Raw genomic sequence first — 15045 nt, forward strand, 5'->3', positions numbered from 1 at the left:
TATATATAAATCTACATGTAGAGGTTGAAAATATGACAAAGTGTCAAGAAAAATATAATTTACTTAAGTAAAAGCTCGTTTGTAAAAAGGTCTTCAAGATACTCTACTGTTTGGTAGCCATATATCTCGTGGACTATTTTTGACTCATTGTTTTGGTCTAGCTCAATTATGTAGGTCATAGGGTAGATAACTATTTTTTTATCAAATTTCTTTGTGAATTTTTTAAATACTTCACTCCACTTTTGTGCCTTGAAAAATTTTACATCTGTTTGATATTTTTTTATTGATTCTGAGTTTAGAACATTTTTGTACCTTACGCACCACGGGCATCCGTTTTTCTCAAAAGCAAGTAAGATAAGCTTATGCTCCTTTAGTTGCGACATCGACTTTATCTCCTCTATGGCGCTGAGCGAAGAGGAGAAAAACAGCAGTGTTATAAATAATATAATTTTTTTCAAATCAAACCTTTTACTGGCATTTTATCAAAAAACATCTCAATAAATTTAACAATAGAGTAATCAATAACCGCTATAATTTCCAAATGAAGTACTTATTGCCTATATTTATACTATTTTTCAGTGCATGTAGCGTTAAAAACTACGATGTTACTCAGACAAAAATAATCATAATAAAATCACCTAAAATAAAATTTTCTGACCTTGGATATATTCGCAACAGCGATAAAAGTATAGAGTTGGAACTCTTTATAGCGGGCAAAGCTGTAGATAAAATCAGCGTCAATCATCTAATCTGTACAAATGACGGGTGCATGAGCAAAAGCGGATTTAATAAAGATTATTTAAACTATTCATACCCCGAAGAGACTCTTCAAAATATACTTTTGGCTCGTGAGATTTATGGCGGAAAAAATATTGTAAAAACAGCGGATGGGTTTGAGCAAAATATACAAGATGTACATGTAGATATAGAGTATAAAGTAGGCTTACATGTAGTGTTTTTCAGAGATAGGAAAAACAATATAATTTTTAAGATAAAGGATACAAATGAGTAATAAATTTGTAGGAGCACATACAAGTGCAAGCGGTGGAGTTTTTAATGCAGTGAAACATGCGCAGGAGATAGGAGCAAAGGCATTTGCACTTTTTACCAAGAACCAAAAGCAGTGGGTAGCCAAAGATTTAGACGGCGAGACAATAGAGAAGTTTAAACATGCACTTGAGCAAAGCGGCATTTTACCTAAGCATGTATTGCCTCATGACTCATATCTTATAAATCTTGGAAATCCAGAGGCTGAAAAACTTGAAAAATCAAGAGCCGCATTTATAGACGAACTGCAAAGATGCGAGCTTCTTGGGCTTGACAAACTTAATTTTCACCCGGGAAGCCATCTTGTTAAAGTTGGTAAAAAAGATAAAGAGAACGCAGATGTGATGCGAGAGATTGAAGATAAATGCCTTGATACTATTGCAGAGTCCATAAATATAGCTCTTGATAAAACAAGCGGTGTGAGTGCAGTGCTTGAGAACACAGCAGGGCAGGGAACTAATCTTGGCTGGAGGTTTGAACATTTAGCTCATATTATCGATAAAGTTGAGGATAAGTCCAGAATCGGAGTCTGCATAGATACATGCCATATGTTTACAGCAGGCTACGATATAAGAACAAGAGATGTATATGAGAAAACTTGGAGCGAGTTTGAAAAAATAGTAGGTTTTAAATACCTGATGGGTATGCATATAAATGACTCAAAACCGCCTTTGGGCTCACATGTAGACAGACACCACTCTTTAGGAAAAGGCGAAATCGGACTTGATGCATTTAGATTTATAATGAATGATGAGAGGATGGATGATATTCCGCTTATTCTTGAGACGATAGATAGCGATATTTGGAAAGAGGAGATAGAGCTTCTCTACTCTTTTGAAAATTAAGCTTAGATTGTGTAGTATTGTCCGACGTAAAACAATTGGATGAAAATATGAAAAAACTTCTTTTAATCTCCTTAGCTGCGAGTTCAGCTTTAATGGCAGGCGGGTATAAAATACCCGAAACTTCACTCAATGCCGTAGCTTTAAGTGCTGCGAATGTTGCACACTCCAATGGGGCAGATGCAGCCTACTACAATCCAGCAAATATGGCTTTTATGAAAGATGAAGATGTCATGGAAGTCAATCTTATGTATGTCGGTCTTAGTGATATTAATTATCAAGCTACAGGCGTGGATATAAATGCTAAAAAAGAGCATTTTCTTATTCCATCGCTTCACTATGTTTCATCAGCTATAAATGGTCTTCGTTTTGGTTTAAGTCTGTTTTCTCCAGCAGGATTATCAAAAAGATGGGATGCTGCTCCAGCAGTTTATACAGCAGAAGAGTTTACTCTTCAAATAGTTGAGATAAATCCAACAGTTGCTTATTCTATAACTGATAAATTAGCAGTAGCCGTTGGGCTGAGAGCTTTATATTCTAAAGGTGTAGTTAAAAGTACATCACCAATATCTTCAAGAGACCTAGAAGGGGATGCTATAGATTTTGGGTACAACTTAGCACTTTCATACAAGCCAACTAAAGAGCTAGAGTTAGCCGTAACTTATCGCTCAAATATTGATTTAAGCGTAGAAGGTGATGCAGACTTGTCTTTCACTGATGCAACTAATGCTTTTGGTGGTGGTGCAGGTGCTATTTATACTTCTACTAGTAGTGCAACTGTCTCTGTTCCTGTCTCAGCTTTATTAAATATTGCAGTAGCATATACACTGCCAACCAAAACAACAGTAGAATTTGTTTATGAGAAAAACTATTGGAGTTCATATAGTGAACTAGATTTTAATTATGGAGCGAGTGTAAATCCTGTTACAGATTATGTATTTGGAGCATCAATAACAAAAAATTGGAAAGATACAACTGTTTACCGATTAGGGGTTACTCAGGATTTGGATAAACTCACTCTTATGGCGGGTGTTGTGATTGATGAAACACCTATACCAGATAATACGCTAAGTTTCGAGTCGCCTGATTCTGATTCTATCTCAGTATCATTCGGTGGGCGTTACCAAATAGATGAAAAGATGAATATAGGGTTAGCAGCTCTTTATTCAATGAAAGATGATAGAGACATAGCAAGTGGTGAATTGACAGACTCAAATGTATTGATAATCTCTGCTGGTTTAGAATATAAATTTTAAGGAAATTTTTGAAAACATTAATAAATTTTTTAGACACTAAAGACGTTGAGAAGTCTGAGGTTTTTGTACAACTAAAGTGCCGTAGAGAAGAGGCTGTTATACTTCAGCATTTAGCAAAAAAATATGTTGAGGGTCAAGATGATGTTTTGACTATAGATATTCTTCAAGATATTTATGGAGATAAAAAGTATGAGCCAATAAAGCATTTAAATGAGGTTAAGGTACTTTTAGAACTCGGTTGGTTGAATCAACAAAGTTTTACTCCTGTAAAAATATCTGAGGTAACGCCACTAGAGCTTTTAAATAGTGCAGTTGGCTTGTCACCATCAATGTTGAAGCTTTTACAGTATGGAACATTAGATAGTGATTTACCTGATATAAAGCCATATCTTGACCATTTAGAGTATCTTCAAGATCAGTTTTTTCGTATAGAACTTTACCAAAAAATAAGCATGATAAGACAAAATGTACATGAACACTCACTTGGCATTGACAGAACACAACACAAATTGCAACTTTTAGAAAAACGAATTGAAGAGAGAGTTACACAAACTAGTGAAAAACTTGTATTGGATAAATTTTTCAAACAAAAAAAGATGGCTTACAAAGAGCAGGTAATTTTTATAGCTCTGCTTCGTGAAGAGTATAGCGCATCAGATTCATCGTTGAGAGAGATGAATGCTCTTATTGAGTTAATCTCTCTTGATGAGTACGACAAAATCAAAAATCGCTCACTTTTAGAAGATGGTTCAAACTTAATAAGTGAGGGGATTATAGACTATGAAGAGATGTTGAACCCTTTTGGGGGGATTTCTCGTGCATTTTATATAGTTGATGACATTCTTCAAAGCATTATTCATCCACAAAAGAATAAAAAAGTCACAAGATTAAAACTCAATGCTCTGATAAATGAACAAGATATCTTTGAACTTGTAGAACCTACTACATCTTTAGATGACGTAGTCTTGGCTACTGAGACAAAAGAGACACTAAATAATCTAATGAGACAACTCGATAAAGAGGTTGTTGGAAGACTTGTAGAGTGGGGAGTAAAAGATAAAAAAAGCGGGATTGATGCCAGGATTATATTTTATGGTGCAGCAGGAACAGGTAAGACAATGACAGCTTATTCGCTTGCAAAATCATTAAAGCGCCAAGTGCTTGCTTTTGATTGTTCAAAAATTTTATCTATGTATGTTGGAGAGAGTGAAAAAAATGTCCGTAAAATATTTGATACTTTTTATGACCTTTGTGAGAAAACAAAATCAGAACCAATATTGCTGCTAAATGAAGCAGACCAATTCTTAGGAGCGCGTTCAAGCGGCACAACATCAGGTGCAGATCAGATGCATAATCAGATGCAAAACATATTTTTAGAACAGATAGAAAAGTTTAGGGGTATGCTTATAGCTACGACAAACTTGTTGGAAAATATAGATAAAGCATTCTCAAGAAGATTTAACTACAAAATAGAGTTCAAAAAACCAAGTGAGCAACAAAGAGTAGAACTTTGGAAATTAATGCTCCCTGTTAATGCTCCGTATGAGGAAAAATTTGATTTAAAAGAGTTGGCAACTTACGCTCTTACTGGCGGTCAAATAAACCTAATCATAAAAAACACTGCGTACAAAGTTGCAGTTAGAGATGAACCGCTCTTTAGATTGGAAGATTTTGTTCAAGAAATCAGACGAGAAAAAGATGCAAGCTTTGACAGTGAAAAATCTATGGGATTTTTAACTAAGTAGTTTTACAAACATAAACAGCACTTAACATGTTACTAATATACGCATTTGACCTATTTGAATTTTTTTCTGTGTAGTATATAGTAACAACCACCACTGTAAGTTTCATCGTTTTCTTTTATTTAATACTCTTTTTGATATACTCCAACCAACTGTTTTTTGTATAAATATTTAAAAAGCAAAAACAATAATAATATAAAGGTAGGTTATATGGAGCATATTAGTACTGCAAATCCGTATTTTGGGGTATTTGTACTTTTTCTTGTAACATTTGGTGCATTTACAGCAACAACAATCATTGCTCGTTTGGCGAGTCGTGCGCTAGCGGCTAAAGACAGCGAGAAAATTAAATTATCGGTATATGAGTGTGGACCTGAGGTTACTAGACAACCAAATAGAATTTCACCACAGTTTTACCTGTTCGCACTGCTATTTTTACTTTTTGATGTAGAGATAGTATTTATGTTTCCATGGGCAGTAGACTTTAAACTACTTGGCTGGTTTGGTTTTGCTGAGATGTTAATGTTTATATTATTGTTAACAATCGGTTTCGTATATGCATGGAAAAAAGGAGCACTTGAATGGCACAGCATAAAGTAAATTATACACAAGATGGTGGCTTGCCTGTAGCACTTACAAGTATAGATAAAATCGTAAACTGGGGTCGTTCAAACTCACTTTGGGCACTTACTTATGGTCTTGCTTGTTGTGGTATTGAGATGATGGCTTCAGGGGCATCAAGATATGACTTTGACCGTTTTGGAACAATATTTAGAGCATCTCCTCGTCAGGCAGATGTTATGATTGTTGCTGGAACTCTTACTAAAAAACACGCTGAGTTTATTAAAAGACTGTATGACCAGATGACTGAGCCTAGATGGGTAATCTCTATGGGTTCATGTGCAAATACTGGCGGTATGTTTAACACTTATGCAACTGTTCAGGGTGTTGATAGAATTATCCCAGTAGATTTATATCTTCCAGGTTGTGCGCCTCGTCCTGAAACACTTCAGTATGGCGTTATGCTATTACAGAAAAAAATCCGTGCTAATCACGCATCTAGAGCGCAAAAAGCAAAAAGGTTAATGTAATGAGAACATATACACCTAAAGATAATGTACAGAAAAAAGCTTACTATACAGATAGATTTTACGTTTCTCCACAGGTTCCAAAAAGTCCTGTAGATAGTGATGAGGTTTTCAATTCTGACTTAGAAGCTATAAAAGCGAAATTTGACGTTCTTGATGCATATATACAAGTTGGTCAAATGGTTGTTTACATTAAACCAGAAGATAATTACAAAGTTTTAGAGCTTATGAAAAATGTGCTTGAGTATACGCAGCTATCAGAGATGAGTGCTATAGACTGGCTTGCTAAAGATAACAAGTTTGAGATTTTCTACCAACTGTTAAGTATGAACAAGCGTAAACGTATTCGTATAAAAATGTTTATTGACAATGGAGAAGCTGTAAACTCTGTTGAGAAGCTTTTTAGAAGTGCTGACTGGTCAGAGCGTGAGATGTATGACATGTTTGGAATCGAAGCTAATGGACACCCGTTTATGAAAAGAATCTTAATGCCTTACGATTGGCAAGGTCATCCACTTCTGAAAACTTATCCATTGCAAGGTGATGAGTTTGCTGCTTGGTACGAAGTGGATAAAATCTACGGAAAAGAGGCACGTGAGGCGATAGGACCAGAACTTAGAGATACTGCTAAAGTAGACCGTTATGACTCTGAGAGATTTGCGCGCCTAGGACATGAAGTTCCTAAGGGGACAAAAATTACAGGTAATGAACCTAAGACAGAGCAAAACTATCAAGAAGACGGCGGAGTTTTTATGGTTAAAAAATTCGATAAAAAAGATTCGGTCGTAATTAACGACCCTCAAAGGTAAGGTGGTAAGATATGGCACAAGTAAAAAATAGATTAAATCCTTTCTTTGAGAATATCACTTTTGACAGAGAAGATAATGAGATGATATTAAACTTTGGTCCACAGCACCCTTCGGCGCACGGACAACTTCGTTTAATGCTTCACCTTCAACAAGAGCAGATAGTAAAAGCCCATCCAGACGTGGGATATCTTCACCGTGGAATGGAGAAGATGGCTGAGAATATGATTTATAATGAGTTTATGCCGACAACTGACCGTATGGATTATATTGCCTCATCTTCAAATAATTATGGTTTCGCACTTGCAGTTGAGAAACTTATAGGGTTAGAAGTTCCTAGACGTGCTAAAGTAATCCGTATGATGCTTTTGGAAATTAACCGCATCATGTCTCACTTATTTTGGTTGGCAACTACTGCGCTGGATATTGGAGCTATGACAGTTTTTCTTTTTGCATTCCGTGAGAGAGAGTACTTAATGGATATTATAGAGGGGTATTGTGGAGCGAGACTTACACATGCCTCTATCCGCATCGGTGGTGTTCCTTTAGATATTCAAGATAGCTTTATAACTCAGCTTCGTATATTTTTAGATAAGTTACCTCAAAATATAAAAGATTATGAGGACCTTCTTGACACTAACCGTATCTGGTTAATGAGAATGGAAGAGGTTGGAACTATCTCAACTGAGATGGCACTTTCATGGGGTTGTACAGGTCCAATGCTTAGAGCATCTGGTGTTGCTTGGGATATCCGTAAAGAGGAGCCATATGAGCTTTATGACGAAGTAGAGTTTAATGTTCCTTGGTCTGATAAAGGTGATAACTTTGCTCGCTACCGTATTTATATGGAAGAGATGAGAGAGTCTGCTAAGATACTTAGACAAACTATAACTATGTATCAACAATGTGTTAAAGATAATCAAACTGAGTTGATGGCTCATTCGCCAAAATACATATCAGCTTCTAAATTAGATATTATGACTCAAAACTACTCTTTAATGCAACACTTTGTGCTTGTAACACAAGGCATGAGACCTCCTGTTGGAGAGGTGTATGTAGCAACAGAATCACCAAAAGGTGAATTAGGGTTTTACATAAACTCTCAAGGTGGACCATACCCTTACAGACTGAAACTACGTGCTCCATCTTTTTGGCATACAGGAATTTTAACTGACCTATTACCTGGTCACTATATTCCGGATGTTGTTTCTATTATAGGGACTACAAATATCGTATTTGGAGAGGTTGACAGATAATGAAAAGATATGATTTAAGACATCTAAAAACTGAGTTTGAGCCTAGAATGAAAGAGATACTTGGTGAGCATAAAGCTGGCGAAGTGGCAATATTTTTATTTGAAATTGGAGATTTTTCATCAGTTCAAAAATCAGCTGATTTAGTAAAAGAGTGTGGTTATGAGTTGATGAACTCTTTAAAGTTTAACGAAGTCGACTGGACTATCGTAGTTAAAAAATAGTTAGGGATATGATGTGAGTAAAGTATATTTTTCTACTTGGAATGGAGAGCTGATAAATAATATTGGCAAACCTGAAGAAGAGTGGGAAGAATCAGCTTATAATCTGCCTGCGCAATATGACAGTCACCGTGAATCTAAAGCTTTTATTGGCTGGGATGGTGTTTCGTTATTTAATGCAGATGTAGATGTAATCCGTTTAGCAATGGAGTATGCTGCACAGTATCAAGAGTATTCTGAGGCATGTGGAAGATGTGCACCTGGTAGATGGGGTGGACGAATCTTATATGATCAACTAGACAAGATTGCTCGCGGTGAAGGTGCTGTCGCTGATTTAGACCACTTGAAAGAGATCGGTAAAAGTATGCAAATTACTTCAAAATGTGAGATTGGAAAAACAGTTCCAACTCCTATCATTGATTTGATGAAGCATTTTGAAGATGTATTTATGGACTGTATTACTAACCAAAAACCATCTAAACATTACCATGAAGAAGTTGGCTACATTGCAAAAATTACTGCACCTTGTACGGATGCCTGCCCTTCGCATGTAGATATTCCTGGGTACATAGAGGGTGTAAGAGATTTAAAGATGGGTGATTCACTAAAAGCGACTCGTCAAACTATGCCACTGGCACATGTTTGCGGTCGTGTGTGCCCTCATCCCTGTGAAGACGCGTGCAGAAGAACTAACCTTGATTCTCCAATAGCCATAATGGAGCTTAAAAGAGTCGGTGCTGATTATGAGACTGACCATGGTTTTAGTTTTTTTCATCCAATGAAGAAAAAGAAACCAATAGGTAAAAAAGTTGCTGTTGTCGGTTCTGGTCCTGCCGGTCTTACTACAGCTTATTATCTTGCTGCTGAGGGTGTTGAAGTTGATGTTTATGAAGAGCTTCCGGTTCTTGGCGGTGAGGTTACTGTCGGTGTCCCTGAATATCGTATGCCATGGGATAAGTATCTTCAAGATATTGAGTGCGTTAGAGATATGGGTGTTAATTTTATACTAAATCATAAAGTATCTGCTGATGATATGCGTAAGTTTGAGACAGAGTATGATGCAACAATGGTTGCTTCTGGCACTCGTATATCAAAAGCTGTACGTTGTAAAAATGAGAGACCTGAGATTACCGGTTATTGGGGAGCTATTGACTTCCTTGACCGTGTAAATTTATATGAAAAATTTGGGTTTACATTGACTCCAGAGCAAAAAATAGAGTATGCGATAGATGCTGATTTTGTTGATTTAACTGGTAAGACAGTTGCTTGTGTCGGCGGTGGGTTTACCTCAATGGACGTTGTCCGTTGTTCTATTCGCGCTGGCGCTAAACGTGTTATTATGCTATATCGTCGTGATGAGAAAACAATTATACGTAACACAACTTATGAAGAGTATCACGAAGCAGTTGAAGAGGGTGTTGAATTTATATTTCACTCTGCAGTTGCTGAGATGAAAGATGAAGATAATATTTTAAAATCTCTTATAATTGACAAATTTGAATTAGTTGCAGATCCAAATGGAGGTCGTCCAGAGCTAGTGCAAATAGAAGGGGCTAGTGAACTGATAGAAGTTGACTATCTAATACCGGCTGTATCTCAAAGTGCAGATTTAGACTTCTTGCCAGAGGAGTGGGATATAGAGATGACTTCATGGGCAACTATTAAAACAAACGGTAAAGATTATATGACATCTCGCAAAGGTATTTTTGCTTCTGGGGATTGTGAATATGGTCCAATGACTATTGTTAATGCTGTTGGTCAAGCTAAACGTGGAGCTTCTGTTATGCTTAGATATATTCAAACAGGTGAAATCACTCGTAGTGACGATGAGATTATGGAAGATCACCTAAGCAAACTCAAAGTCTATGATAAAAAAGAGAAAGTAACTGGATGGATGCCAGGAATTAAGCGCCAGAAGAGTGAAGTAGTCGGTGTTGATGATAGAAAATATAATAATAGAGAAGTTAACTATGGTTTCACACAAGAACAAGCAATTTCAGAAGCGGAACGCTGTATGCGATGTTACTACATCGCTATGGTAGCAACATAGCAGGTAATGTATATGAATAATTCAATTAATTTTAAAATAAACGGTACCTCTGTTGAAGCTAAGCATGGTGAATCAATCCTTCAGGTGGCTCGTCGCATGGGAGTGTATATCCCTACGATGTGTTATTTGGCAAAAACTACACCTAATGCTTCATGTAGAATGTGTGTTGTTCAAGCTAAAGGGGTAGACGGTTTTATTCTCAGCTGTAATACTCCACCTATAGATGGTGTTGAAATAACAACAGACTCAGATGAGCTATTTAAAGAGCGCCAAAATATAATGAAACTTTACAATGTTAACCATCCTCTTCAGTGTGGTGTTTGTGACAAAAGCGGAGAGTGTGATTTACAAAATAAGACATTAGAATTTGAAGTAGCAGAGCAGACATTCGCTACAAAAGACCAAAAAAGAAAACAAAAAAAATGGGGCGTTCTTAGTTATGACCCAGGTCTATGTATTATGTGTGAGAAATGTACATCTGTATGTAATGAGGTAGTTGGTTCAGAAGCGTTATATATTAAGCCAGGCGGATATAAGTCAGAAATTGACAACCACTATTCAAAATGTATTCAGTGTGGAGAGTGTATCTCTGTTTGTCCAGTTGGGGCAATGGCTAGTTCTGATTTTAAATATAAGACAAATGCTTGGGAGCTTGATAAAATACCATCAGCATGTGCACACTGTAGTAGCGCGTGTAATTTAAACTACGAAGTTAAAGATAGTAAAATTGGTTCCGTATCTGGTGATAGAGAGATATATAGAGTTACAAATGAAGATGATTATGATTCACTTTGTGGCGGCGGACGTTTTGGTTATGATTATGAAAACAGAGTTTCAGGCAAAGATACTGAGGCTTTTGAAAAAGTTTTGAAATCATTTCAAGATGCTAAATCTATTGCCTTTACTTCTATGATTACAAATGAAGAAGCATATACTCTTCAAGAACTTAAAAATAAGCATGGATACAATTTAATAAACACAGATGCAAAAGCATATCAAGAGTTTTTAAAAGCTTATAGCAGCGCTAGTGGAAACTCTCTGTATAGTGGTGATTTAACGGATGTGGCACATAGTGATTTTGTTATTACTTTAGGGTGCGCAATATCAAGAGATAACCCAATGGTTCGTTTTGCACTCTCAAAAGCTGTTAAGAGAAACAAAGCTTACGTAAGTGCTATACATCCAATCGAAGATGATACTATTCAAAATATTGTTACACAATACTTTAAACATGAAGTTGGCTCTGAAGAGGGGATTTTAGCACTGCTTTGTGAGTTGTTCGTTTCTGATGGAGCTAAAGATGAGCATAAATCTTTCTTTGACTCTATTGACCATGGTTATATTTGTGGTGAGAGCAGTATTGGTGAAGAAGAGTTTGAACTATTGGCAAAAAATAAAAATCGTAAAAAAGCTCCTATATTAGTTTTAGGAGCAGATTTGTATAACCATCCTCAAGCAGAAAATATTGCAAAAATGGCCGGTATGCTTGAGAAGTATAGTGACTTTAAGACAGTAATAATACCAAGTGACACTAATACTCTTGGTGTATCACTTATTTGTGAGCTCTCTTCACAAGATACTTTAGCTGATATAGGCTATAACACATATGGAACAGTTACAATAGGTGCGCAAGGCGATGCAGATTTAGATATGCCTGCAATGAATCAGCAAGAGGGGACATTCACTACTATTAATAAAGAAGTTGTCCCTGTTAATGCTGCAATGGCGTTTAATGGATATGAGCTTAGCGATATAGCTAAAGAGCTTGGAGTGTATTGTAAAAATGTAATTGACTTTACCCCAAAATTACCTTTGAGTAAAGGGTATAACGGCACAAAATTTGATGATTTAAAAAATTATTATCTTAATGATGGGGAACAAGTTCGTGGATATAAACTTGCTAACTCTTCAGTAGATATAGATTTTACTTTGGATGAAGTAGAAGAGATAAAAGAATTTAACGGAACTGTGATTTACAGTTGTAACCCAATTTCACAGTTTAATCTCTTTACTGACAAGGCACATCAGATTGTTGATAAAGCGGTTATTTTAGGCTCACAGCAGTTTGCAAATGCTGCAAAGATTAAGAGTGGTGATGATGTTAAGTTTACTGTTGACGGTGAAGAGCAAATTAGGCAATTTATAGTTGGCAATAAGCTAAAAGGGACAGTTGCATTTAATCCAAACTTTGATTCTATGCAAAACAGTGCATCGTATCGCTACAAGCAAGTTAAACTAGAGAGGGTACAATGAGCGAAAATATTACTATAAACATTGATGGTAAAGATATTCAAACGCAAGAGGGCGAGTATATACTCAACGCTGCTCGAGCAAACAATATCTTTATACCGGCAATATGTTATTTAACAAGATGTAGTCCAACACTAGCTTGTCGTATCTGTCTTGTAGAGGCTGATGGCAAACAAGTTTATGCTTGTAATGCTAAGTCTAAAGATGGTATGAACATTACAACTTCGACTGAAAATATTGCAAAAGAACGCCGTGCTATTATGGAAGTTTACGATGTAAACCATCCTCTTCAATGTGGTGTTTGTGATCAGTCTGGTGAGTGTGAGTTGCAAAACTATACTTTAGAGATGGGTGTAGATTCTCAAAGTTACGCTGTTAAAGATGTAGCAAGAGAATCAAAAGATTGGGGTCATTTACATTATGATCCGGCTCTTTGTATAGTTTGTGAGAGATGTGTTACAGCATGTAAAGATATGATTGGTGACAATTCGCTTAAAACTGTAGCCCGCGGTGCAGATGCATTGGATGCAGAGTATAAAGAGAGTATGCCAAAAGATGCTTATGCAATGTGGAATAAGCTTAATAAATCTGTTATTGGACTAACAAGCGGTGAAGAGATGCTTGATTGTACATCTTGTGGCGAGTGTGCTTCAGTTTGTCCTGTTGGCGCTTTAGTTGATACTCACTTTATGTATAAGTCTAACGCTTGGGAGTTAAATCAAATTCCTGCTACATGTGGACACTGTTCTGCTGGTTGTCAAATAACTTACGATGTTAAGCACACTAGTATTGAAAATGATGAAGATAAAATCTATCGTGTTATGAATGAGTGGAACTATGTTTCGCTTTGTGGCGCCGGAAGATATGGATTTGACTATCAAAACAGAGTTGAAGCTAAAGATGAGGCAGCATTTGCAAATGCAATTGAAGCTTTCAAAAAAGCTGATACTATTGAGTTTACATCTACTATAACTAACGAAGAGGCTTTTATACTTCAAAAAATAAAAGAGAAACTTGGAGTTAAGCTTGTAAATAGTGAAGCTAAATCATTCCAGACATTTTTAAATAACTATAGTGAAATTAGTGGTACTAAACTTTATGGCAATGACCTAGAAGCTACTCATAACGCAAACTTCATTATCTCTGTTGGTACAGCACTTAAGAGTGATAATCCAAATGCAAGATATGCCCTCAATAACTCAATGACTGTAAATAAAGGTGCAGGTTTATATTTTCATCCTGTAAAAGATCCAATCATAGAGGGTCTTGGCAAAAGCATTATGACGGTTCAACATGCTCCGCTTCAAGAGGAAGCAGTTTTATACCTGATTCTTGACCTTTTTGCAGATAAAGAGAAACTTCCAGCTAGTATTATTGACTATTTGGCAACATTTCATTCTGAAAAAACCATTACAATAGAAGAGACAATTAAAGAAGAAATTACTGAAATAGTAAACGTTATGAAGAAAAATGAAGAGACCGGTGAAGATGAAGAAGTAGAAGAAGAGAAGAAAAAAATGGTTCCTAAAAAAATCTCTAAAGAGGTTGTTGTTGATGATAACAGACTTTTAGAGATATTAGGCGCAGACGGTAAGTTTATGGAGAGCTTGGAGAAAAATCTAGCTAAAAAAGATAGTTTTGCTCTGATTGCCGGACCGGACCTATATACTCATCCAAACTCAAAAAATCTTGCTCGTCTTTTAGGACTAATTGAGAAGTATAGTGCATTTGAAATTACTATGATACCAACTCTTACAAATTCATTAGGTGTTGCACTTATATGTGAGCTTGATGAAACAAGCGGCTCATTAAGTGTTGGGTACAATACTAAGGGTGACTTTACTCTCTGTGCTCTTGGTGAAGGAGACTTGGATATGCCGGCTATTAATCAGCAAGAGGGGACTCTTACAAGTGTTAACAAAAGAGTAAACCCTACAAATGCTGCTGTCGGATACAATGGTTATACACTAAACGATATCGCAAACAAATTGGGTATTAAAGCGTATAATACTATTGATTATACTGCTTCTCTTCCAGTCGCATCAGGCTTTAAGGGTGTGAAATTTGACTCTTTACCAAATCATTACTCTAATGATGGAGTTGAGCATCGTGGATATCTTTTAGAGAATGTTAGTGCTAAAACAAGTTCTGATGAATCAGTAGAAAAGTTTAGTGATTCAAAACTAGAAGGTACTATAATCTATCTTGCTAATCCAGTAAGACAGTTTACAGAGTTTACAAATAAAACTACTAATCTTAATGAGATTGGCGGACTCTACATGAGTGAAGAGTTCCTAAGTAAATCTGATTTAAGTGAAGGAGACAGTGTGAGAGTTAAGAGTGAGAGTGGTGAGCTTGTTGTTAATATCGTAAGTGATAATAAAATCAGTGGTGATATTGCACTTCTACCAACGTTTGATTCTAAAATAAATTCAGAGGTTCTTCTAAACGGTTACCGTTTTGCAGTAGCTTCGATTGAAAAGGTGTAAT

The 15045-nt window shown here is 36.2% G+C and carries 13 protein-coding genes; 12 read left to right on the forward strand and 1 reads right to left on the reverse strand.

Annotated elements, in window-relative coordinates:
* Positions 1-59 precede the first annotated feature (59 nt).
* Positions 60-458, reverse strand: coding sequence for a hypothetical protein (locus HUE88_RS01190; protein ID WP_194370285.1), 399 nt, complete (start codon positions 456-458; stop codon positions 60-62).
* An 83-nt stretch (positions 459-541) separates the two neighbouring features.
* Here HUE88_RS01190 and HUE88_RS01195 point away from each other — a divergent pair, with 83 nt between their 5' ends.
* The 12 genes from HUE88_RS01195 to HUE88_RS01250 all read left to right on the forward strand — a co-directional run bounded on the left by HUE88_RS01195 (position 542) and on the right by HUE88_RS01250 (position 15044).
* Positions 542-1012 (forward strand): hypothetical protein, encoded by a 471-nt coding sequence (locus HUE88_RS01195; RefSeq protein WP_194370287.1) that lies wholly within the window; start codon positions 542-544, stop codon positions 1010-1012.
* Positions 1005-1892 (forward strand): deoxyribonuclease IV, encoded by an 888-nt coding sequence (gene nfo / locus HUE88_RS01200; RefSeq protein ID WP_194370289.1) that lies wholly within the window; start codon positions 1005-1007, stop codon positions 1890-1892. Before HUE88_RS01195 ends, nfo begins: the two co-directional genes overlap by 8 nt.
* A 47-nt stretch (positions 1893-1939) precedes the next feature.
* The gene (locus HUE88_RS01205; RefSeq protein WP_194370292.1) at positions 1940-3145 is read left to right on the forward strand and encodes an OmpP1/FadL family transporter; all 1206 of its coding nucleotides are present in this window, start codon (positions 1940-1942) and stop codon (positions 3143-3145) included.
* Positions 3146-3153: 8 nt separating this feature from the next.
* Complete coding sequence (locus tag HUE88_RS01210) at positions 3154-4890, forward strand: ATP-binding protein (protein WP_194370294.1); 1737 nt, start codon at positions 3154-3156, stop codon at positions 4888-4890.
* Positions 4891-5097: 207 nt separating this feature from the next.
* The gene (locus HUE88_RS01215; RefSeq protein WP_194370296.1) at positions 5098-5487 is read left to right on the forward strand and encodes an NAD(P)H-quinone oxidoreductase subunit 3; all 390 of its coding nucleotides are present in this window, start codon (positions 5098-5100) and stop codon (positions 5485-5487) included.
* Positions 5469-5978 (forward strand): NuoB/complex I 20 kDa subunit family protein, encoded by a 510-nt coding sequence (locus HUE88_RS01220; protein ID WP_194370298.1) that lies wholly within the window; start codon positions 5469-5471, stop codon positions 5976-5978. The genes HUE88_RS01215 and HUE88_RS01220 overlap by 19 nt, the downstream gene beginning before the upstream one ends.
* A complete protein-coding gene (locus HUE88_RS01225) occupies positions 5978-6784 on the forward strand; it encodes an NADH-quinone oxidoreductase subunit C (protein WP_194370300.1) in 807 nt (268 codons plus the stop codon). The genes HUE88_RS01220 and HUE88_RS01225 overlap by 1 nt, the downstream gene beginning before the upstream one ends.
* Positions 6785-6795: 11 nt before the next feature.
* Positions 6796-8037 carry an NADH dehydrogenase (quinone) subunit D gene (nuoD, locus tag HUE88_RS01230; RefSeq protein WP_194370302.1) on the forward strand — a complete coding sequence of 414 codons (1242 nt, stop codon included), beginning with the start codon at positions 6796-6798 and terminating at the stop codon, positions 8035-8037.
* Positions 8037-8258 (forward strand): NADH-ubiquinone oxidoreductase subunit E family protein, encoded by a 222-nt coding sequence (locus HUE88_RS01235; RefSeq protein ID WP_194370304.1) that lies wholly within the window; start codon positions 8037-8039, stop codon positions 8256-8258. The genes nuoD and HUE88_RS01235 overlap by 1 nt, the downstream gene beginning before the upstream one ends.
* Before the next feature lie 13 nt (positions 8259-8271).
* Positions 8272-10305, forward strand: a complete 2034-nt coding sequence (locus HUE88_RS01240; RefSeq protein ID WP_194370306.1) for an FAD-dependent oxidoreductase — start codon at positions 8272-8274, stop codon at positions 10303-10305.
* A 12-nt stretch (positions 10306-10317) separates the two neighbouring features.
* The gene (locus HUE88_RS01245; RefSeq protein WP_194370308.1) at positions 10318-12558 is read left to right on the forward strand and encodes a 2Fe-2S iron-sulfur cluster-binding protein; all 2241 of its coding nucleotides are present in this window, start codon (positions 10318-10320) and stop codon (positions 12556-12558) included.
* Positions 12555-15044: an NADH-quinone oxidoreductase subunit G gene (locus HUE88_RS01250; protein ID WP_194370310.1), complete on the forward strand. Its 2490-nt coding sequence runs from the start codon at positions 12555-12557 to the stop codon at positions 15042-15044. The genes HUE88_RS01245 and HUE88_RS01250 overlap by 4 nt, the downstream gene beginning before the upstream one ends.
* The last annotated feature ends 1 nt before the right edge of the window (position 15045 follow it).

The sequence above is a fragment of the Candidatus Sulfurimonas baltica genome, from assembly GCF_015265455.1.
In the GTDB taxonomy this organism is placed as follows: domain Bacteria; phylum Campylobacterota; class Campylobacteria; order Campylobacterales; family Sulfurimonadaceae; genus Sulfurimonas; species Sulfurimonas baltica.

Excerpts from the sequence above, each read along its gene's own strand:
- HUE88_RS01195 (WP_194370287.1), top strand. The coding sequence starts at position 542 with ATGAAGTACTTATTGCCTATATTTATACTATTTTTCAGTGCATGTAGC.
- nfo (WP_194370289.1), top strand. The coding sequence starts at position 1,005 with ATGAGTAATAAATTTGTAGGAGCACATACAAGTGCAAGCGGTGGAGTT.
- HUE88_RS01205 (WP_194370292.1), top strand. The coding sequence starts at position 1,940 with ATGAAAAAACTTCTTTTAATCTCCTTAGCTGCGAGTTCAGCTTTAATG.
- HUE88_RS01215 (WP_194370296.1), top strand. The coding sequence starts at position 5,098 with ATGGAGCATATTAGTACTGCAAATCCGTATTTTGGGGTATTTGTACTT.
- HUE88_RS01220 (WP_194370298.1), top strand. The coding sequence starts at position 5,469 with ATGGCACAGCATAAAGTAAATTATACACAAGATGGTGGCTTGCCTGTA.
- HUE88_RS01225 (WP_194370300.1), top strand. The coding sequence starts at position 5,978 with ATGAGAACATATACACCTAAAGATAATGTACAGAAAAAAGCTTACTAT.
- nuoD (WP_194370302.1), top strand. The coding sequence starts at position 6,796 with ATGGCACAAGTAAAAAATAGATTAAATCCTTTCTTTGAGAATATCACT.
- HUE88_RS01235 (WP_194370304.1), top strand. The coding sequence starts at position 8,037 with ATGAAAAGATATGATTTAAGACATCTAAAAACTGAGTTTGAGCCTAGA.
- HUE88_RS01245 (WP_194370308.1), top strand. The coding sequence starts at position 10,318 with ATGAATAATTCAATTAATTTTAAAATAAACGGTACCTCTGTTGAAGCT.
- HUE88_RS01250 (WP_194370310.1), top strand. The coding sequence starts at position 12,555 with ATGAGCGAAAATATTACTATAAACATTGATGGTAAAGATATTCAAACG.